Source organism: Candidatus Allofournierella excrementavium (assembly GCF_048526665.1).
Classification (GTDB): Bacteria; Bacillota; Clostridia; order Oscillospirales; family Ruminococcaceae; genus Allofournierella_A; species Allofournierella_A excrementavium.
In genome coordinates this window covers 1-19,691 of record NZ_DBGFPE010000040.1, presented here as the reverse complement: position 1 = coordinate 19,691, position 19,691 = coordinate 1, and the positions used below count along the sequence as shown (strand labels likewise).

The 19,691-nt window shown below is 64.9% G+C and carries 17 protein-coding genes and 1 tRNA gene; 12 read left to right on the top strand and 6 right to left on the bottom strand.

All coding sequences use genetic code 11. The annotated features are described in order from the left end of the window. Positions 1 to 196: 196 nt before the first annotated feature. From ACMI1Q_RS09785 to ACMI1Q_RS09755, 7 genes are all read left to right on the top strand, one after another. Positions 197 to 1,084, top strand: coding sequence for a DUF368 domain-containing protein (locus ACMI1Q_RS09785; protein WP_419503630.1), 888 nt, complete (start codon positions 197 to 199; stop codon positions 1,082 to 1,084). Positions 1,085 to 1,231: 147 nt separating this feature from the next. After that, a complete protein-coding gene (locus tag ACMI1Q_RS09780; RefSeq protein ID WP_419503629.1) occupies positions 1,232 to 1,756 on the top strand; it encodes an RNA polymerase sigma factor in 525 nt (174 codons plus the stop codon). After that, a complete protein-coding gene (locus ACMI1Q_RS09775) occupies positions 1,753 to 2,328 on the top strand; it encodes a hypothetical protein (RefSeq protein ID WP_419503628.1) in 576 nt (191 codons plus the stop codon). The genes ACMI1Q_RS09780 and ACMI1Q_RS09775 overlap by 4 nt, the downstream gene beginning before the upstream one ends. A 3-nt stretch (positions 2,329 to 2,331) precedes the next feature. Next, the gene (locus ACMI1Q_RS09770) at positions 2,332 to 2,892 is read left to right on the top strand and encodes a hypothetical protein (RefSeq protein WP_419503627.1); all 561 of its coding nucleotides are present in this window, start codon (positions 2,332 to 2,334) and stop codon (positions 2,890 to 2,892) included. A 3-nt stretch (positions 2,893 to 2,895) separates the two neighbouring features. Further along, positions 2,896 to 3,879 carry a hypothetical protein gene (locus ACMI1Q_RS09765; protein ID WP_419503626.1) on the top strand — a complete coding sequence of 328 codons (984 nt, stop codon included), beginning with the start codon at positions 2,896 to 2,898 and terminating at the stop codon, positions 3,877 to 3,879. 114 nt (positions 3,880 to 3,993) lie between these two features. Further along, positions 3,994 to 5,352 (top strand): MFS transporter, encoded by a 1,359-nt coding sequence (locus ACMI1Q_RS09760; protein WP_419503625.1) that lies wholly within the window; start codon positions 3,994 to 3,996, stop codon positions 5,350 to 5,352. Between the two features lie 111 nt (positions 5,353 to 5,463). Then, on the top strand, positions 5,464 to 6,687 hold the full coding sequence (locus ACMI1Q_RS09755; RefSeq protein ID WP_419503624.1) for a zinc dependent phospholipase C family protein: 1,224 nt from the start codon (positions 5,464 to 5,466) through the stop codon (positions 6,685 to 6,687). Positions 6,688 to 6,736: 49 nt separating this feature from the next. Here the strand turns inward: ACMI1Q_RS09755 and ACMI1Q_RS09750 are convergent, their stop codons facing one another. Continuing rightward, positions 6,737 to 7,579 (bottom strand): NYN domain-containing protein, encoded by an 843-nt coding sequence (locus ACMI1Q_RS09750; protein WP_394979505.1) that lies wholly within the window; start codon positions 7,577 to 7,579, stop codon positions 6,737 to 6,739. A gap of 230 nt (positions 7,580 to 7,809) precedes the next feature. Between ACMI1Q_RS09750 and ACMI1Q_RS09745 the strand changes: the two genes are divergently transcribed. Together ACMI1Q_RS09745 and ACMI1Q_RS09740 are read left to right on the top strand one after the other, a co-directional pair. Then, positions 7,810 to 8,538 (top strand): ABC transporter ATP-binding protein, encoded by a 729-nt coding sequence (locus ACMI1Q_RS09745; RefSeq protein WP_177521345.1) that lies wholly within the window; start codon positions 7,810 to 7,812, stop codon positions 8,536 to 8,538. Continuing rightward, entirely contained in the window at positions 8,535 to 9,455 is a 921-nt protein-coding gene (locus tag ACMI1Q_RS09740; protein ID WP_419503623.1) for a SufB/SufD family protein, read from the top strand. The genes ACMI1Q_RS09745 and ACMI1Q_RS09740 overlap by 4 nt, the downstream gene beginning before the upstream one ends. Before the next feature lie 42 nt (positions 9,456 to 9,497). Here the strand turns inward: ACMI1Q_RS09740 and ACMI1Q_RS09735 are convergent, their stop codons facing one another. The 4 genes from ACMI1Q_RS09735 to ACMI1Q_RS09720 form a co-directional block, all read right to left on the bottom strand. Then, a complete protein-coding gene (locus ACMI1Q_RS09735; protein ID WP_419503622.1) occupies positions 9,498 to 11,267 on the bottom strand; it encodes a Na/Pi cotransporter family protein in 1,770 nt (589 codons plus the stop codon). 244 nt (positions 11,268 to 11,511) lie between these two features. Then, positions 11,512 to 13,296: a Na/Pi cotransporter family protein gene (locus ACMI1Q_RS09730; RefSeq protein ID WP_419503621.1), complete on the bottom strand. Its 1,785-nt coding sequence runs from the start codon at positions 13,294 to 13,296 to the stop codon at positions 11,512 to 11,514. Between the two features lie 462 nt (positions 13,297 to 13,758). Beyond that, a complete protein-coding gene (locus ACMI1Q_RS09725; protein WP_419503620.1) occupies positions 13,759 to 14,682 on the bottom strand; it encodes a polysaccharide deacetylase family protein in 924 nt (307 codons plus the stop codon). A 22-nt stretch (positions 14,683 to 14,704) separates the two neighbouring features. Further along, the gene (locus ACMI1Q_RS09720; protein ID WP_419503619.1) at positions 14,705 to 15,007 is read right to left on the bottom strand and encodes a NusG domain II-containing protein; all 303 of its coding nucleotides are present in this window, start codon (positions 15,005 to 15,007) and stop codon (positions 14,705 to 14,707) included. Positions 15,008 to 15,233: 226 nt separating this feature from the next. Between ACMI1Q_RS09720 and ACMI1Q_RS09715 the strand changes: the two genes are divergently transcribed. Continuing rightward, positions 15,234 to 16,622 carry a Sapep family Mn(2+)-dependent dipeptidase gene (locus ACMI1Q_RS09715; RefSeq protein ID WP_419503618.1) on the top strand — a complete coding sequence of 463 codons (1,389 nt, stop codon included), beginning with the start codon at positions 15,234 to 15,236 and terminating at the stop codon, positions 16,620 to 16,622. Positions 16,623 to 16,922: 300 nt separating this feature from the next. Here ACMI1Q_RS09715 and ACMI1Q_RS09710 read toward each other — a convergent pair whose 3' ends face one another. Continuing rightward, positions 16,923 to 18,404, bottom strand: coding sequence for a DUF1846 domain-containing protein (locus tag ACMI1Q_RS09710; protein WP_419503617.1), 1,482 nt, complete (start codon positions 18,402 to 18,404; stop codon positions 16,923 to 16,925). Positions 18,405 to 18,593: 189 nt separating this feature from the next. On the opposite strand from ACMI1Q_RS09710, the gene ACMI1Q_RS09705 reads away from it, so the two are divergent. Both ACMI1Q_RS09705 and ACMI1Q_RS09700 read left to right on the top strand, forming a co-directional pair. After that, positions 18,594 to 18,670 (top strand) — tRNA-Val (locus ACMI1Q_RS09705). Positions 18,671 to 18,788: 118 nt separating this feature from the next. Continuing rightward, the gene (locus tag ACMI1Q_RS09700; RefSeq protein ID WP_419503616.1) at positions 18,789 to 19,415 is read left to right on the top strand and encodes an Ig-like domain-containing protein; all 627 of its coding nucleotides are present in this window, start codon (positions 18,789 to 18,791) and stop codon (positions 19,413 to 19,415) included. The last annotated feature ends 276 nt before the right edge of the window (positions 19,416 to 19,691 follow it).

The window sequence follows — 19,691 nt, the reverse complement described above, 5'->3', positions numbered from 1 at the left end:
CCCGTTATTTCCGAGCCTATCATCACGCAAACAACCTATGAACACAGAAAAACGGCGTGACCTTCGGGTCACACCGTTCTCTGCGACAAAATAGTTACTTGTCACTATTAAGCCTTGCGCGGCGGGGCGTTATGATGTATAGTGTTACCGTGCCCCTTCCGGGGCGCGGAATGCAAGAAGAAAAAGGAGAAAACGCATGAAAGCGATCATGGATGTATTGCGGGGCGTGGCCATCGGCGTGGCCAACATCATCCCCGGCGTGTCCGGCGGCACCATGGCGGTGTCCATGGGCGTGTACGACAAGATCATCGGCGCGGTGAGCGGCCTGTTCAAGCACTTCAAGCAGAGCATCCTCATCCTGCTGCCCCTGGGGCTCGGCATGGGCATCGGCATCGTGGCCTTCGGCTATGCCCTGCGCTATCTGCTGGCCGAGCATACCCTGGCCACCTGCCTCACCTTCGTGGGCCTTATCCTGGGCGGCCTGCCCATCCTGTGGGTGCGCCTCAAAGAAAGCCTGGCCAAAAAGGCCCGCAAGGGCGCGCCGGTGGGCGAGGTGGTCTGCTTTGCCGCCCTGCTGGCCTTCGGCGTGGGCATGGCCCTGCTGCAGGGGGGCGACGAGACGGTGAAGGCCCTCGCCCTTACCCCCGGCACCGCCCTGCTGCTGGCGGCCCTGGGCCTTATCGCCAGCGCCACCATGGTCATCCCCGGCGTGTCCGGCAGCATGGTGCTGATGGTGCTGGGCTACTACAACACCATCCTGGATCTGGTCACCGGCTGCGTGGACGGGCTTTTCGCGGGCGACTTCGCCCTCATCCTGCACAACGTCAGCCTGCTGCTGCCCTTCGGCGTGGGCGTGGCGCTGGGCATCTTCGGCATCGCCAAGGTCATCGAGTACCTCTTTGCCCACTTCCCCAGCCAGACCTTCGCGGGCATCATCGGGCTCATCCTGTCCAGCCCCTTCGCGGTGCTCTACTCTTCCGGCGCGCTGGCCCATTTCACCGTGCCCGGCCTCATCGTGGGCCTCATTATTGGCGCCGCCGGCGCCTGGGTGACCCTGCTGATGGGCAAGGCCGACCCGGAATAAGCCTGTTCACTCCAAAGCCGCCCCGCCGGGGGCGGCTTTTTTCACATCGCAACGCGCGTTCTGATTTTTTTGCCGGGCGTTGAAGAAACCGGCCCCGCCGGCTCGTTACATAGACACAGTGAGGGGAAAGGGCGGTGAGACACCGGCGTGACAAATGCGCAGTTTGCGACTCTGGTCGAGCAGTACCAGCGGCTGGTGTACACCGTGTGCTACCAGCTGGTGCAGGACCATCAGCTGGCCGAGGACCTGACCCAGGACACCTTCGTGTCCGCCTTCACTCACATGGATTCCTGCCCGCCCGAACACTACAAGCCCTGGCTGGCCCGCATCGCCGCCAACAAGGCCCGGGACCATCTGAAAAGCGCCTGGGCAAGGCGGGTGAGCGCCCCCGGCGACGAGGGGTTCCCCCAATCGCCGCCCCCCGGCACGGCGGCCCCGCCCGGGCCGGAGGACCTCGCCGTCACCGAGGACGAGGCGGCCGCCATCCGGCAGATGGTGCGCTCGCTGCGGGAACCCTACTTACAGGTCTCGGTGATGTACTTTTTGGAGGAGCGCAGCGTGGAAGAAATTTCCCGGGCGCTGCGCCGGCCGCCCAAAACGGTGCACACCCAGCTGTTCCGGGCCAAAAAGATGCTGCAGCAGCAAATCAGGGAAAGGAGCGAGAGGCAATGACCGAACTGTTCAGACCCGACGGCCACCTCACCGACGAGGGGCTGCGGGCCCTTGTGGGCGGTGAGCTGGACGAACTGGGCAGACTGGAAGCCGCCGAGCATTTGAGTTTCTGCGACGCCTGCCTCGTGCGCTACACCGCCCTGCTGGAAGGAGACGTGCTCCAGGAGCCGCCCGCCGACCAGACCCTGCCGGTGATGCGCCGGCTGCGCCGCCGCGCGGCCCAGGCGCTGGCCAGCCGCTACACCGCGGCGGCGGCCGCGGTTTTCATCACCGGTACCCTGTGGTACACCGGCATCTTTGCCGGCATCGCCGGAGTGTTCACGGTGCAGGGGGAGGAGATGACCCCCCAGCCCCCCGCGGCCTCACAGCCGGTCAGGGAGGAAGATGCGGGCAGCGCCATCCTGCAGGCGGTGAGCAACTGGTCCGAGAAGGTGCAGAGCGCTCTGCGCCCCGCTTACCAGGCCCCGCAGAAAAAAGACAAGACCGACCGGAGCGCCGACGCCGACGCCCCGGCTGCCGGCCAGGCGGACGCCGCCGGCACGGCCTCAACTCAAACCAAAGGAGTGGACTGACACATGCAAAAAAACGGATTTCTGACCCTCTGCTTCTCCTTCATCCCCGGCGCAGGCCAGATGTATCAGGGCTATATGAAGCGGGGCCTGACCCAGGTGCTTCTGTTCGTGATCCCGCTGATGATCGGCGGCGTATTCCTGCCCGTGCTGATGGTGCTCAGCGCGGTGGTGTATATGTACAGCTTTTTTGACAGCCTCAACCTTCGCGCCCAGCTGCGGCAGGGCATCGTCCCGGAGGACGCCTTCCTCTTCAGCTGGGACGGCGGCGAGGACCTTGCCCGCCTTGTGGACCGCCGCCACCACCTCATCGGCTGGACCCTGGTGGTGCTGGGCGTGGCCGGGCTTTACCAGGGCTTCGTCAGCCCCTGGCTCTATCGTCTGGTGGACCTCATCGGCTGGGACACGGCGCTGGGCCAGCTGCTGAACCAGGTCGTGCGGGGCATCCCGGGCCTGGCGGTGGGCCTTGTGTTCATCGGTCTGGGCCTGTGGCTCATCAAGGGCGGCAAGAAAAAGCAGCCCGCCGAGCCGGACTACACCGAGTTCAAGGGCGAAGGGGAGGTGTGACGGATGACCGAGCAGGAACGCATGGACCTTCCCACAAACGGCCAGCCGGACGCCGCCCCCACCCCTGAGCCGGCAGGCGCTTCGCAGCCCGAAGCCGCCCCCGCCCCGGCGGCGCAGCCCGCGCCCACCCCGACCCCTGCCCGCCGGCCGCCGGTGCGCCGGGTGGGCACCGTCACCCTGGGCCTTTCCCTCATCGTCACCGGCCTTGCCATCACCGCCTACTTCTTTGTGCCCGGCTTTGACATCATCTTCGTGGCCAAGCTGGCCCCGCTGGTGCTGGTGTTCCTGGGGGCGGAGGTGCTTTGGGCCTCCGTGCGCCGCAAGGGCGAAGAGCGGCTGCGCTTGGATTTCCTGGCCGCCTTCGTGGGCTTTGTGCTCATCTGCGCCAGCCTCTGCGCCGCCACCCTGCCGGCGATGTGGCGCTGGTACGGGCCGGACCGCTCTTCCACCGAGGAGCGCCTTTCCGACGAGCTGGAAGAGCAGCTGCACACCGCCTTCCAGGGCCAGGATGTGTTGGATTGCAGCGGCTGGGTGAACCTGGGCGGCTATGAGTTCGACCGGGAAATGACCCTGGCCGACCTGCGCGCCGAGGACCATGCCGGGGCGAACATCACCCTGGGCGGCACGGTGGAAAACGGCGGCGAGTTCGCCGCCAGAGTGGCGGCGCTGCTGCCCGCTTTGCGGGACGCGGGCGTGGACCGGGCCTACTTCTACTGGAGCGACGACGATGAATCCTGGGACCTTGACCTGGACGGCGTGTTCGACATGAACGCCGACGCCGCCCGCCTTTCTCAGATAGGCCGCCATCAGGTGCAGGTGGTGGACGAATTCGGCGACACCATGTGGATGGAAGAGCGCGAGACCGAGGAGTATCTGGCGCAGCAGGCCGCGGATGCTTCTTCCGCCCCCGAGGGCGACGGCGAGCCCGCCGCCTCCTCCGTTCCCGAGGATTTCAATATGCCCGTGACGGGCGAGGAGACCGCCTGAACGGCCTCTGTTAAATCTCTGCAAAAAGCCCCCGTAATTTTTTACGGGGGCTTTTATTGTGTTTTGCCGCCGCAGATGTTACACTGAAAAGTAATAAATGTGTGAGGTGAGACCATGAAATTTTTGCGGGGATTCACAAAAAAAGAGACCAGCTGGATGATGTACGACTGGGCCAACAGCGCCCATTCTGTGGTCGTGGTCACCATTCTGCCCATCTTTTTCAACACGGTGGCCGGCTACATGCAGGACGCGGCCTCCGGCATGACCGTCTGGGGCTACGCCACCAGCGCCGCCATGGCCATCGTGGCGCTGGCCGCGCCGGTGCTGGGCGTGTTCGGCGACTTTGAGGGCTTCCGCAAGAAACTGTTCACCGTTTTCATGCTGGTGGGCGTGCTCAGCTGCGCGGGGCTGGCCGTCACCCCCCAGCTGGACTTCGTCACCCCCGGCCAGGCGGAAAAGGTGGGCCTTGTCATCCTGGTGCTGTACATCCTGTCCACCATCGGCTTCGCCGGCGCGAACCTCTATTACGACAGCTTCTTGAACGACGTCACCACCGAGGAGCGGATGGACAAGGTCTCCACCATGGGCTACGGCCTGGGCTACATCGGCGGCTCCACCATCCCGCTGCTGATCTTCCTTCTGATGAACCTCATCCTGGGCAGCGACGCCATGCTGTTCTGCCTCTCCTTCGCCTTCGGTCTCACCGCCGTGTGGTGGTTCGTGTTCAGCTTCCCGTTGCTGAAAAACGTGAAGCAGGAAAGCTTCGTGCCCCGCAAAAAGGGCGCGGTGAAGGAGGCTCTGAAGGGCATCGGCGGCACGGTGAAGGAGATTTTCCGCTACAAGCAGATGTTCGTCTTCCTCATCGCCTACTTCTTCTACATCGACGGCGTGAACACCATCATCCACATGTCCACCAGCTACGGCGACACCCTGGGCCTTGACTCCACCAGTATGCTGCTGGCGCTGCTTCTGGTGCAGGTGCTGGGCCTGCCCTTCGCTTTGCTCTACATCAAGGCCAGCGAAAAGTTCGGCGCCCGGTTCATGGTGGGCGTGGGCATCTGCGTCTACATGGGCGTGACCATCTTCGGCTTCTTTTTGCGGGAGGTCTGGCAGTTCTGGGTCATGGCCATCATGGTGGCCACCAGCCAGGGCGGCATCCAGGCGCTGAGCCGCAGCATGTTCGGCAAGCTCATCCCCGACAAGAACCGCTCCGGCGAGTTCTTCGGCTTCTACGACATCTTCGGCAAGTTCTCCGCCATCATGGGCCCGGCGCTGGTGGGCCTGTCCAGCGCGCTGGCCGCCGACGTGATGCTGAAAGAGCAGGGCCTGGACCGGGTCACCGCCACCGCCGAGCAGCTGGCCGCGGTGGACACCGCCGCCGCCCCCTGGGGCATTTTGAGCGTGCTGCTCATCTTCTTCGTGGGCGGCGGGCTGTACTTCTTCGTGCTGCCCCGGTATCTGGAAAAGAAGTGAGCGTTGTAACTTTTCCCCGTTCGTTGTAAAATAAAGGGGCGGCCCCCCGGCGCGTCTGCCGGGCGGCGGCCCCTTTTTTCATTGAGACTGACCGTAAGGGAGTGACCCTTTATGCCGGAAGGCTACACCCACGTCCGCACCGCCAACCGCGCCGCCGCGCTGGCGCAGCTGGAGATAGCGCACCCCGCCGCCTTTGCCTGCGGGGCGAACGGGCCGGACATCTTCTTCTGCTACCGCGCCTGGAAAAGCGGCGAAAAGCGGGGCGAAAACCTGCCCGAACTGGGCTCCCGCATGCACGACGAGAACACCGGCGCGTTCCTGCGCGCCTTGGTGAAATACGCCGCCACCCCTGCCCAGCGCAGCTACGCCCTGGGCTTTCTGAGCCACTACGCCGCCGACTGCACGGTGCACCCCTATGTGGTGTGCGTCACCGGGGAGGGCGGCCCCTACGCGGGCCCCGGCGGCCACGGCTATTTTGAGATCGCGGTGGACAGCTTCCTCCACGAGCAGGACACCGGCAAAGCCGCCGTGCCCGTGGACGACACCACCCCCCGTCTTGCGGGGGCGGCGCTGGCCGAGGTGGGCGCCCTCTTGCAAAAGAGCCTGCGGGAGGCCTTCGGCGTCACCGTCAGCCGAGAGGCCCTGGCGGACACCTTCTGGCACACCCGGGCGCTGCGGCGGATGTTCATCAGCCGCTTTCGCATCAAATACGCCCTGTTCTGGCTGGTGGAGCCTGCCTTTGGCGGGCGGGGCGCGGTGACCGGCCACATCACCCCGGCCCGGCTCGTTGGCACCGGCAAGCACCCCAAGGGCAGCCTGCCCTGCCCCTGGACCCACCCCTTCACCGGCGAGGAGCAGACCGACGACCTGAACGCCCTGCTGGAAAAGGCGGAAAAGCGCTCGGCGGCCTATCTGCTGGCCGCCAAGGGCTATTGGGATGGCCGCCTCTCCATGGAAAAACTCTCCACCCTGCTGGGCAGCGCCAGCTACCTCTCGGGCCTTGCGGACGAGCGCAGCTGCCCCGGCCTTGCGCCGGAGAAAAAGCCCGCCCCCCGGCGCAAACCCGCCGAGCCCAAGGCGGAGGCCCCGGCGGAACAGCCCGCCCGCGCCCGACGCAAGGCCGCCGAAGCGGGGGAGAAGCCTGCGGCGAAAAAGCCCGCCTCCCGGCGCAAACCCGCTGAAACAAAGGCGGAGACCCCGGCGGAACAGCCTGCCCGCACCCGGCGCAAAGCCGCCGAAGCGGGGGAGAAGCCTGCGGCGAAAAAGCCCGCCCGGCGCAAAGCCGCCCCGCCCAAGGAAGCCGCCCCCGAAGGGCAGGCCCCGGCAGAGGAATAACGCAGCAAAAAACGGCCCCGGAGAAAACCTCTCCGGGGCCGTTCTGTTTTTATTTCAGCCGCACATAGGCCTGACGGGCGTTGTCCTTGCCCCGCTCGGTGCGCACCTCGAAGATGCCCAGGCTCAGCACGAAGGGGGTCAGCTTGGAAAAGCCGAAGTTGCGCACGTCGAAGTCCGGGTAGCGCTTGACCAGCAGGTTGCCGATCATGCTCACCGCCAGCCAGCCGTCCTCGTCCGACTGCTCGGCCACGATGGCCTTGATGGCCCCGCGCATGGCGGTCAGCTCCGGGTCCTCCTGGGGGGCCGGGGGCTCGGGCTGGGCGGCCTTCTTGCGGGCGGCCTTGGCCTTGGCGGGCTTTGCCTTCTCCTTTTCCCTGCCCTTTTCCGGCGCGGTCTTTTCTTCGGCGGCGGGGGCGGGCTCGGCCTCCGGCTCCGGCTGAGGCTCGGCCTCCGGCTGGGCGGCCAGCACGTCCAGATAGCGGAACATGTTGCAGGCGGCGATGAAGGGCTTCGGGGTCTTTTTCTCCCCCATGCCGATGACCGTCATGCCGCCCTCCCGCAGGCGGGAGGCCAGACGGGTGAAGTCGCTGTCCGACGAGACGAGGCAGAACCCCTCCACCTTGCCGGAATAGAGGATGTCCATGGCGTCGATGATCATGGCCGAGTCGGTGGCGTTTTTGCCGGTGGTGTAGCTGTATTGCTGGATGGGGGTGACGGAATAGTCCAGCAGCACGTTTTTCCAGCTGGCCATGGTGGGGCTGGTCCAGTTGCCGTAGATGCGCTTGTAGTTGGCCACCCCCTGGGTGGACACCTCATCCAGAATGATTTTGATGTATTTGTCCGACACGTTGTCCGCGTCGATGAGAACCGCGAAGCGGCGGTCTGCGGGCATAAAGCTGCCCCCTTTCTGAAAGGTGCGGCGAAGCGCGCCCCGCCGCCCGAAAAAGCATTTGTACTATCTTATCATACCACAAAGGGATAAAAGTGTAAAATTTGCGCCATACTGCCCTCGGCGGGCCCCGCCCCGCCTTGACAATCCCCGCGCCGGGCCCCATAATAATAGGGGCTGTTTGCGCGAAGCGCGCGCCGCCCTGCAAAGAAAGTGAGGGAGCCATACCCATTATGTTACAACTGGAACATCTCGCCTGGACCATTCCGGGCGGCAACGAGATCATCAAGGACATCACCCTCCGGCTGGACACCGGCCGTCTGGTGGTGGTCACCGGCCCCAACGGCGGCGGCAAGACCACCCTGGCCAAGCTCATCGCCGGCATCCAAGTGCCCAGCGCCGGGCGCATCCTGTTCGACGGGCAGGACATCACCGACCTGGACGTGACCGCCCGCGCCAAGGCGGGCATCGCCTACGCCTTCCAGCAGCCGGTGCGCTTCAAGGGTCTGGCTGTGCGGGACCTGCTGGAGCTGGCCGCCGGCCGCTCCTTGAGCGAGCTGGAGCTGTGCGACCTGCTGGGCAAGGTGGGTCTGTGCGCCCAGGAATACATCGACCGGGAGCTGGACGCCAGCCTCTCCGGCGGTGAGATCAAGCGTATTGAAATTGCCAGCGTGCTGGCCCGGGGCGCGAAGCTTTCCATCTTCGACGAGCCGGAAGCGGGCATCGACCTGTGGAGCTTCGCCCGTCTGGTGGAGACCTTTGAGGAACTGCGCAGCAAGGGCACCGGCACCCTGCTGGTCATCAGCCATCAGGAGCGCATCCTCTCCATCGCCGACGAAATCGTGGTGGTGGCGGACGGCCGGGTGCGTCAGGCGGGCCCGGCGGCCGAGGTGCTGCCCACCCTGCTGGCAAACGAAAAAGCGGTGCGCTGCCCGCTGGAAAAGGAGGACGCACGGGTATGAACCAGATCACCGACGAACTGCTGCGCCTCATCAGCGGCATCAAGAGCGGCGAGCTCAAAGGGGCTTATAACATCCGGGAGGACGGCCAGTGCGCCGCCCGCCAGTCCAGCGAGAACATCCTCATCGAGTCCAAGACCGACGCGCCGGGCCTGGTCATCCACATCAAGCCCGGCACCAAGGGCGAGACGGTGTACATCCCCGCCTGTGTCACCCACGCCGGCGTGGACGACCTTGTCTACAACGACTTCTATGTGGGCGAAGGCGCGGACGTCATCATCGAGGCGGGCTGCGGCGTGCACAGCGAAGGCGAGGAGGAAGCCCGCCACAACGGCATTCACCGTTTCCTGCTGGCCAAGGGGGCCCATGTGCTCTATAAGGAAAAGCACATCGCCACCGGCGACGGCAAAGGCGACAAGGTCATCGACCCGGTCACCGACATCGAGCTGGCCGAGGACGCCTGCCTTGAGATGGACACCGTGCAGCTGGGCGGCGTGAGCCGCACCACCCGCAAGACGCGGGCCGTGCTGCAAAAGAACGCCCGCCTGCTGGTGCGCGAGCGCATCATGACAAACGGCGACGAGTTCGCCCGCACCGACTTCGTGGTGCGGCTGGAGGGCGAGGGAAGCGCGGCGGACCTTGTGAGCCGCAGCGTGGCCCGGGGCCATTCCCGGCAGGAGTTCGCCTCCACCATCCGGGGCAACGCCCCCTGCACCGGCCACTCCGAGTGCGACGCCATCCTGGCGGAGAACGGCACCGTGCTGGCCATGCCCGGCCTGGAAGCGGGCCATGTGGACGCCGCCCTCATCCACGAGGCGGCCATCGGCAAGATCGCCGGCGAGCAGCTGCTCAAGCTCTGCACTCTGGGCCTCACCCCCGAACAGGCGGAGGAGAAGATCATCCAGGGCTTCCTGAAATAAAAACAAAAAGCCCCTTCCCGGTGTGGGAAGGGGCTTTTTTCTTTACTTTTCGCCCAGCGGCGCAAGGTACTTCTGCTCATAGGTGGCAAGGCGGGCGTTGAAGGCCGCGTCCTTGCCCGCCAGCAGGCTGTGCTTGCGGGCGTGCATGTCCGGGTCGTCGGTCTCGTCGCCGATGAGCCGGGCGGCAATGTTGGAGCAGTGGTCGGAGATGCGCTCGGTGTTGGTGAGCACGTCCAGGAACAAAAGCCCCGGCTCGATGCCGCACTCGCCGGCCTTCAGCCGGGTGATGTGCTCCTCGCGCATCAAATCGCACATCCGGTCCACCGTCTCTTCCAGCGGCTCCACCTGGGCCGCCAGGGCGGCGTCCGCCTGGGTGAAGGCCTCGCCCGCCACCCGCTGCACCTCGCCCACCGCCTCGAACAGCAGCGCGGCCTGCTTTCGAGCCGAGGGGGAGAAGCCCCACCCCTGTTCCGAGAGCTGGCGGGCGCAGTCCATCAGGTTCACCGTGTAGTCGCCGATGCGCTCGTATTCGCCCACGAATTTCAAAAGCTCGCTCACCGCGTGGCTCTCGCTCTCGGTGAGCTCCTGGTCGCTGATGCGGATGAGATAGTCGGTGATGGACACCTCCATCTTGTCCAGCAGTTCCTCCCGGTGGGCAACGCTTGCCGCCACCTCCGCGTCGAACTTGGTGAACAGGCCCACCGTCTTGTCGAAGTTGGTGCGGGTGCGGCTGGCCATCTTTTCCACCGCGTTCTTGGCCTGCTGCAGGGCCACCGCCGGGCTTTGCAGAAGGAGCTGGTCCAGCACCGGCATGGACAGGTCCGCCGCTTCGCCCTCCTTTTCGGGGATGGTGCGCTCGGCCAGCCAGGCCAGCGCCTTGGTGAAGGGCATGAACATCAGGGTGACCACCACGTTGAACAGGGTGTGGAAGTTGGCAATGTCGCCCTTGGTCATCACGTCGTTCCAAAAGGGGAAGAGGCCCGCGGCCTTGAGACCGTAGACCCCCGCCAGGAACACGGCGGTGCCGATGACGTTGAAGTAAAGGTGCACGATGGCGCTGCGCTTTGCCGCGGTGGACGCGCCCATGGAGGCGATGAGCGGCGTGGAGCAGGTGCCGATGTTCTGGCCCAGGATGATGGGGATGGCGCTGCCCCAGGTGACCACGCCGGTGCTGGAGAGCGCCTGCAGGATGCCCACACTGGCGCTGCTGGACTGGATGGCCACGGTGACCAGCACGCCCGCCAGCACGCCCAGCACGGGGTTTTGCAGCCGGGTGAACAGCTGGACGAAGAGGGGGCTGTCTTTCAGGGGGGCCACGGCGTTCTCCATGGTGAACAGGCCGGTGAACAGAATGCCGAAGCCCATGCAGATCTGGCCGATGTTGCGCTTTTTGGGGCTCTTCATGAACACGAACAGCACCGCGCCCACAAAGGCCACGATGGGGCTGAAGGTGCTGGGCTTGAGCATGGTGAGCACCCAGCCGGAGCCGGAGATGTCGCTCAGGCGGATGAGCTGGCCGGTGACGGTGGTGCCGATGTTGGCGCCCATGATGACGCCGATGGCCTGGGACAGGGTGAAGATGCCGCTGTTCACAAGGCCGATGCAGATGACGGTGGTGCCCGCGCTGGACTGGATGAGCCCGGTGAGGATGGCGCCCAGCAGAACGGCCTTCCAAACGCTGCTGGTCAGCCGCTGGAGCACGGCTTCCATCTTGCCGCCGGCCAGCTTTTCCAGGCCGGTGCCCATGATGGACATGCCGTATAAAAACAGGGCGATGCCCCCCGCCAGATTGATGACATTGAAGATGGTCATACCGTCCTCCGTGCGGCCCGCCGCCGCTTGGTTAATTTCTGGTAAAAACAAGGTTAAAATTCTGTAAGCAGCTTGATTATACCATCAAAGACGGGTGCGGGGCAAGAAAAACCCCCGCGAAAGCGCGCGCTTCGCGGGGGAAAAAGGCAAAATCGCACAAAATGCGGCACATCGTCCAAAGAAAGCGCCGGGCAGAAAAAGGCCCCCGCGGCCGGCGGCCGCGGGGGTCGAAAGACTAGGAAACTCAGGCCTCGGTGGGGGCCTCGATGCCCAAAGGCGCAAGGTAGGTCTCGCGGGCGGCGTCCAGACGGCGGTTGAACTCGTCGTCGTGGCCGGCCAGCAGCACGTGCTTGCGGGCGTGGGCGTCCAGGTCGTCGGCGCTCATGCCCACGATGCGGGCGGCGATGTTGGAGCAGTGGTCGGAGATGCGCTCGGTGTTGGTGAGCACATCCAGGAACACCACGCCGCCCTCGATGCTGCAGTCGCCCTGCTTCAGGCGGCCGATGTGCCGCTCGCGCAGCGCGTCGCACATCTCGTCCACCGTCTCTTCCAGGGGCTCCACCTGGGCGGCCAGGTCCGCGTCCTCGGAGGCGAAGGCGTCGCCGGCGATGGTCAGGGCCTTGTTGGCGCATTTTTCCAGCTGGTCCAGCTCGTTCCAGGCGTTCTTGGAGAGGGTGATCTCCTCCTCATGGATGCGCTGGGCGCACTGGAGGATGTTGATGGAGTAGTCGCCGATGCGCTCGTACTCCGAAATGAACTTCAAAAGCTCGCTCACCTGACGGCTCTCGCCCTCGTTCAGTTCCTGGTCGCTGATCTGCAACAGGTAGTTGGTGATGGAGACCTCCATCTTGTCCAGCAGTTCCTCCCGGTGGGTGATGGTGGTGGTCACCTCGGGGTCCCAGCGGCGCAGCTGGCCAAAGGAGAGCTGGAAGTTGCGCTGGGCGCGGCGGGCCATCTTTTCCACGGCGCCCTGGGCCTGCTGCAGCGCCACGGCGGGGCTGGAGATGAGCCGCTGGTCCAGAACGGGCATGTCCAGGTCGGCGGAGTCCTGGGCCTTGTCGGGCACGGTGTGCTCCGCCAGCCAGGCCAGCACCCTTGTGAAGGGCAAAAACAGCAGCGTGACCACCACGTTGAACAGGGTGTGGAAGTTGGCGATGCCGCTGCGGTCGATGACCTCGTTCCAGAAGGGGAAGAACCCGGCGGCCTTCAGGCCATAGATGGCCACCAGGAACACGGCGGTGCCGATGATGTTGAAGTAGACGTGCACCATGGCGCTGCGGCGGGCGGCGGTGGAGGTGCCGATGGAGGCCAGCAGGCTGGTGGAGGTGGTGCCGATGTTCTGGCCCAGGATGATGGGGATGGCGCTGCCCCAGGTGACCACGCCGGTGCTGGACAGCGCCTGCAAAATGCCCACGCTTGCGCTGCTGGACTGGATGGCGATGGTGACCAGGGTGCCCGCCAGCACGCCCAGGATGGGGTTTTCCAGCTGTGAGAACAGCTGCACGAAGAGGGGGCTGTCTTTGAGGCCGCTCACGCCCGCCTCAATGGTGAACATGCCGGTGAACAGAATGCCGAAGCCCATGCAGATCTGGCCGACGTTGCGCTTTTTGGGGCTTTTGAAAAAGACGAAGAGCACCGCGCCGATAAAGGCCACGATGGGGCTGAAGGTGCTGGGCTTCAGCAGCGTGAAGATCCAGCCGGAGCCGGTGATGTCGCTCAAACTCAGCAGCTGGCCGGTGACGGTGGTGCCGATGTTGGCGCCCATGATGATGCCGATGGCCTGGGGCAGCGTCAGGATGCCGCTGTTCACAAGGCCCACCACGATGACCGTGGTGCCGGAAGAGGACTGGATGAGCGCGGTGATCACCGTCCCCAGCAGCACGCCCTTCCACACGCTGTTGGTCAGCCGCTGGAGGATGGCCTCCAGTTTGCCGCCCGCCAGCTTTTCCAGGCCGCTGCCCATGATGGACATGCCGTAGAGAAAGAGGGCGAGGCCCCCGGCCACATTGAACACGTCGAATATGGTCATACAATACACCTCAATGAATGATTCCCCGCAAATTACGTTCCAAAGGCGGCCCGGGCAATGGCGCCCCAAGGCCACGCGCTTCGATTATAGCATGGGATTTAACATGCCTTCCACAGCCCGGCGGAACATTTTACATACATTTTACCCAAATCGGGCTGAAAAACGAAAAAGAGGCCGATTTTTCGGCGTTCTGCCCCGCCGGCGTTAAAAAAAGGCAAAATTTTCCCGGCGGAAAAGGGCGGCGCGCCGGGGCGGGGGCGGCCCGAAAGGAACCGCCCGGGGACCGGGGCAGGAGCCGGCGGGCGGCCGCGGCGGTGGGGCGGAGAAGCGGCGCGCGGCGGCGAAGAGCCCGGGGCGAGCCGAAAAAAGCGCCCGCAGGCAGCAAAAAAGCCGCCCCCCGGCGAAGGGGGGACGGCAAAAATGCGGTTTGCGAAAGGGGCGGCGGAACAAAACGGCCGGGCCTCACAGCGCGGCCAGCGTGTAGCCCGCAGCCCGCAGCCCGTCGATGAGCTCGCCCAGCATGGCGCTGTTGGTGGCCATGGGGTGCAGGAGATAGACGGCGTCCGGGTGGGCGGCGGCCAGCGCCTTTTCCAGGCTCTCGGCCACATCCGGCTGGGCGTTCGCGTCCCAGTCGGCGTAGGCGTAGCTCCAGAACACGCTGCGCATGCCCTCGCCCGCCGCCAGGGCCAGCAGCCGCTGGCTGAACACCCCTTCCGGGAAGCGGAACAGGGTGGGGGTCACGCCGAACTGCTCGGCAAACTGCTGGTTGAAATCGGTTATTTCGGCCCGGGCCTCCTCGTCCGGGAGGGTGGTCATGTCCTTGTGGGTGGCCGAGTGGCTGCCCACCGTGTGGCCCTCCGCCAGCATCCGCTCCACCGTCTCGGCGTTGTTTTTGGCGTAGCTGCCCACCACGAAGAAGGTGGCGGGGGCGTTCTTTTCCTTCAGCGTGTCCAGAATGGCGGCGGAGTAGCCCGTCTCATAGCCGAAATCGAAGGTCAGATAGATGGTGGGCGTCTCGGCCTCGGGGGCAAGGAACACCCCGCCCCACTGGCCGTATTTTTCCTGGTAGGTCACCGCGCCGATGGGCTGGTTTGATTCGTTCACCTGCTTGCCCTGGCCCCAGCCCAGCCGCTCGGTCTCAAGACCCGTCAGGTCAAAAGGGGTGGCCAGCGCAGGCCAGTTCACCCCCGCCGGGGCGGGGCTGGGCGTGGGCGCGGGCGAGGGGGAAGGGGAGGGGGCGGCCGTGGGGTCCGGCGCGCTGCTCACCGGGGCGGACACAGACCCGGAAGCCGGGTCCGCCGCCGGGGCCGGGCGGAGGAACACCACCGCCGCCAGGGCGATGCAGCACACCGCCGCGAAGATGCAAAGAAGAGCCAGCTTGCGCATAAAAGCGCTCCTTTCCGGGCGGTCAGCCGCCCTCGCTCATCACCACCACGTTGGCCTTGGCGGGCAGGCAGGCGGCCCAGTCGTCCTGGCGGCTCAGCCAGCCGTAGCCCTCGCACAGATGGTCGGGGCAGGGGGAGTCCACAAAGGCGATGGCGCCGTCCTTCACCTCCAGATGGATGGTGTAAAGGCCGGTGTCCACGTCGTAGCGTGCGTCCTTGTTCAGGGGGATCTCCATGGTCTGGCCGTCCTCGCCGTAGGTCAGCACCGCCACGCCGCCCGCGGGGCGGGAATTGAGCCACAGAAAAAGAAAAAGCGCTATTGCCAACAATACAGCAGTGAAAATGAGGTTGGCCGTCATTTTTGATAGAAATACAGTAGTGAACAAAGTAAAAGGATTCTGTTTTGAATCTTTTTTCTCCATGAAAGAGACCTCGCGTTTCGTTGGATTCCCCTTCATTATAACAGAAAATATCCGGCGGGCAAATGGTTTTCAAGGGCGGGCCGCAGTGGTATAATAGCAGTATCGACCGACGGAAAAGGAGATAATCGCTATGCTGTTTGAAACTTACCGCGCCTCGGTGGACGCTTTTGTGGCGGCCAACCGGGAGAACGTGATCCGCGACATCAAGCGTCTGGTGGATGTGCCCAGCGTGGAGGGCCCCGCAGAGCCGGGCAAGCCCTTCGGCCCCGGCCCCGCCGCCGCCCTGGCGGAAGGCCTGGCCATCGCCGGGGAGATGGGCCTTGCCACCCACAACTGCGAAAACTACATCGGCTGGGCCGAGCTGAAAGGCGAGAGCGCCGCCCAGATCGCCACCATCACCCATCTGGACGTGGTGCCCCAGGGCAACGGCTGGACCGCCGACCCCTTCGACATGCAGGTGAAGGACGGCTGGCTCATCGGCCGGGGCGTGGCCGACGACAAGGGCCCCAGCGTGCTGTGCCTGTATGCCTTGAAGTTCCTCAAGGAGCAGGGCGTGCCCCTCAAGTACACCGTGCGCGCGCTGCTGGGCGCCAACGAAGAGACGGGCATGAAGGACGTGGACTATTATCTCGAGCATTACGAAGCCCCCGCCTTCTGCTTCTCGCCGGACGCCGAGTTCCCGGTGTGCAACGGCGAAAAGGGCGGCTTCAACGGCGAGCTGGTGAGCAACCCCCTCGCCGGCAACCTGCTGGAGTTCGAGGGCGGCGTTGCCCACAACGTCATCCCCGACCGGGCCACCTGCCTTGTGAAGGGCGACATCTCCAGGCTCTCCGAGCGCCAGGGCATCACCCTGGAGGAGGAGAACGGCGCGGTGCGCATCCGCGGCTGGGGCAAGGGCGGCCACGCCGCCATGCCCGCGGGCACGGTGAACGCCATCGGCCTCATCGTGGACTACCTGCTGGATAACGGCCTTTGCACCGAGGAGGAAAACGCTTTCCTGAAAGTGCTGCAAAAGCTGCACCACGCCACCGACGGCAGCGGCGTGGGCATCGCCGCCAAAGACGAGGCCTTCGACCCGCTGACCATCATCGGCGGCATGATCACCATCCGGGACGGACGCATCCGCCAGGATGTGGACAGCCGCTACCCCACCAGCATCACCGGCGAGGAAATTGCCCGGCGGCTGGGCGAGGCGCTGGGCGGCGCCGGCGTGGTGGAGGACGCCCGCTGGAACAAGCCCTTCTACATCAGCGCCGACGACGCGGCCATCCAGGCCCTGGTGGACACCTACAATGAGGTCACCGGCGAAAACGCCAAGCCCTTCACCATGGGCGGCGGCACCTACGCCCGGCACTTCCCCCGTGCGGTGAGCTTCGGCCCCGAGCGGCTGGACACCGTCCTGCCCGATTTCGCCGGCCCCATGCACGGCGCGAACGAGGGCGCGAACATCGACCAGCTGATGCAGGCGCTGAAAATTTACATCCTTGCCCTGCTGCGTCTGCAGGACATCGAGCTGTAAATGTTTTTTGAAAGAAAAATAAAGGTCAGAATCCACGGGCATGTACCGGGGATTCTGACACCTTAACAGAAAAAGCCGGCGGTTTTGTGTGCGTAGTGCGCAAAACCGCCGGCTTTTTCGCCGGAAAAGGGTTGCCGTTCGCCTTGGGCGATGCACAGCGCCTTTGCGCTGTGCAAGGCAAAGGGCGGTTTGCCGGGGCAAATCGCGCCCTCGCTTGTGGGCGCGAAGCCCACGGGGGAAACCAATAAGCAGCCCCCGCGCTAAAGCGCGGGTGGTGCGTTTGGTGTCCCTCGGAGTAACTTAGAAGAACAGGTCCTTGCCGGGGTAGACCGGCTCCATGGTCAGACGCACGCCCAGCTTGCGCAGGGTGCCCTCGTCGCCGCTGTGCAGCATCTGGGTGGAGTGCATGTCGCAATCCCGCAGGTCCTTCAGGGCGGCCAGGGCCTTGGCGGCGGTCTCGTCGGTGGCGGCGCTCACCGCAAGGCCCGCCAGCACGTCGTCCACCTTCAAAACGCTGGCACGGCTGTGGAGATAGTCGATTTTCAGCCGCAGCAGGGGCACCAGCACCTGCTGGCTGATGAGCAGCACCTCGTCGGGGATGCCCGCCAGCGCCTTGATGCTGTTCAGCACGGTGGCGCTGGAGGCGCTCATCAGGTCGCTGGCCTTGCCGGTGATGATGCGGCCGTCCGGCAGCTGCAGCGCCGCCGCGGGCTTGCCCGCCGCCTTCTGCTTTTCCAGCGCCGGAGCCACCACGGCCCGGCTGTCGGTGTGCACGTTCAGCTGCTGCAGGATGTTCTCGATCTTGTGCAGGGCGGCCTCGCTGGCCTTGCCCTGCTTTGCGTCGCAGGCGGCCTTGTAGTAGCGGCGCAGAATTTCCTGGGTGGCCGCCTCGCGCACCGCCTCGTCGTCAAAGATGGCGTAGCCCGCCATGTTCACGCCCATGTCGGTGGGGCTGCGGTAGAAGTTCTTGTCGCCGGTGATGCGGGCCAGGATGTTCTGCACGATGGGGAAGGCCTCCACGTCCCGGTTGTAGTTCACGGTGGTCTCGCCGTAAGCCTCCAGGTGGAAGGGGTCGATCATGTTCACGTCGTCCAGGTCGGCGGTGGCCGCCTCGTAGGCCAGGTTCACCGGGTGCTTCAGGGGCAGGTTCCAGATGGGGAAGGTCTCAAACTTGGCGTAGCCCGCCATCACGCCCCGCTTGTACTCGTGGTACACCTGGGACAGGGCGGTGGCCAGCTTGCCGCTGCCGGGGCCCGGGGCGGTGAGCACCACCAGGGGCTTGGTGGTCTCGATGTAGGGGTTGGAGCCGTAGCCCTCGTCGGAGCAGATGTGGTCCACCGCCATGGGGTAGCCGGCGATGGGCCGGTGGATGTAGTTCTTCACGCCCCGGCTGGTGAGCTTTTTGGCAAAGGCGTCGGCGGCGGGCTGGCCGGTGTACTGGGTGATGACCACGCTGTTCACCGCGATGTCCATGGCGGTGATGTCGTCGATGAGGCGCAGCACCTCCATGTCGTAGCTGATGCCCAGGTCCGCGCGCATCTTGGTCTTTTCGATGTCGCCGGCGCAGACGCAGAAGATAATTTCGGCCTTGTCCCGCAGCTCGTGCAAAAGGCGAATTTTGCCGTTCACGTCAAAGCCGGGCAGCACCCGGGCGGCGTGGTAGTCGTCGAAGAGCTTGCCGCCGAACTCCAGATACAGCTTGCCCTTGAACTTGTCGATCCGGGCCAGGATGTTCTCGGTCTGTTTTTGAATGTAAAGCTTGTTGTCAAATCCGATCCGCATACACGATTCCCCCCGCGCATTTTCCAGAAATAGTTTCAATACCTATACAGAATACCACGCGCCCCGGCCCAATGCAAGGAAAAACGCCCGCCTTCGCGGCAAAAACAGCGGGCCCTGAGCGGCGCACAAAAAGTTCAAAAATTCCCTATTGCATTTTTGCCGGGGGCGTGCTATAATAAACGTCGTCGCGGAGGATTAGCTCAGCTGGTTAGAGTGCCTGCATCACACGCAGGAAGTCTGGGGTTCGAGTCCCTAATTCTCCACCAAGAAGGCCCCGGCACGCGAATGCGTGCCGGGGTTTTTCTGCGCCATCCCCCGGAGAGGGGCCTCTTCCGGCGAAGCGTCACGCCGCGGCAAGCGCAAACATCAAGGAGGACAAAACCAATGAAGAAGAAAGCGCTGATCGTTGTTTCCGTTGCTGCCACCCTGGCTCTGGCCCTGACCGCCTGCGGCACCACCGCGCCTTCCGGGTCTTCCAGCGCCGCTTCCGCCAGCACCGCCGCTTCCGGCACCGAGGTTGCCGCCACCGAGACCCTGACGGTGGAAGAGATGAGCCTGCATCTGGCCGACGGCGCGGCGCAGGCCGTGGTGACCGTGGAGCCCGCGGATCTGGCCGGTCAGCTGACCTACAAGACCGGCGACGCGGCCATTGCCACCGTGGACGAGACCGGTCTGGTGACCCCCGTGAAGGAAGGCCACACCAGCCTGCTGGTGCTTGCGCCCGACGGCACCCGCGGCAAGGCCATGATCACCGTTTGGAGCGGCCCGAAGGAGCTGACCCTCACCGCCGACGCTGCTGAGGCCTCTGTGGGCGGCACCGTTGCCGTGGCCGCCGCCGATGAGACCGGCGCCGCCGTGGACGCCTCCACCCTGGCCTGGTCTTCCAGCGACGAGACCATCGCCACCGTGGACGAGACCGGCACCGTGACCGCCGTGGCCGCGGGCGAGGTGGTCATCACCGCCGAGACTGCCTACGAGATCGCGGGCAGCGTGACCATCACCATCGGCTGATAAAATTGCAAGGCAAAGGGGCGCGGCCAAAAGCCGGGGTGCCGTAAGAAAACGACGCCGGGAAGCGTGCGCTTTTGCGGTATCGCGGCGTCAAAGCGCCTTGACAACCACCAAGGGTGCCTGCGGCGCTTTTCCTTGCGCTCCCATCAAAATCGCTCGCTTCCTGGTGCTGTGCAGTCCGGGTCCGCGAAGCGGCCAAGGCCCCGGTGGGGCCTTGGACCGGCTGGGCGGTCTGCAAAGCAGAGCGGGCGCATCTTTGTTGCGCCCGCAGCCCAC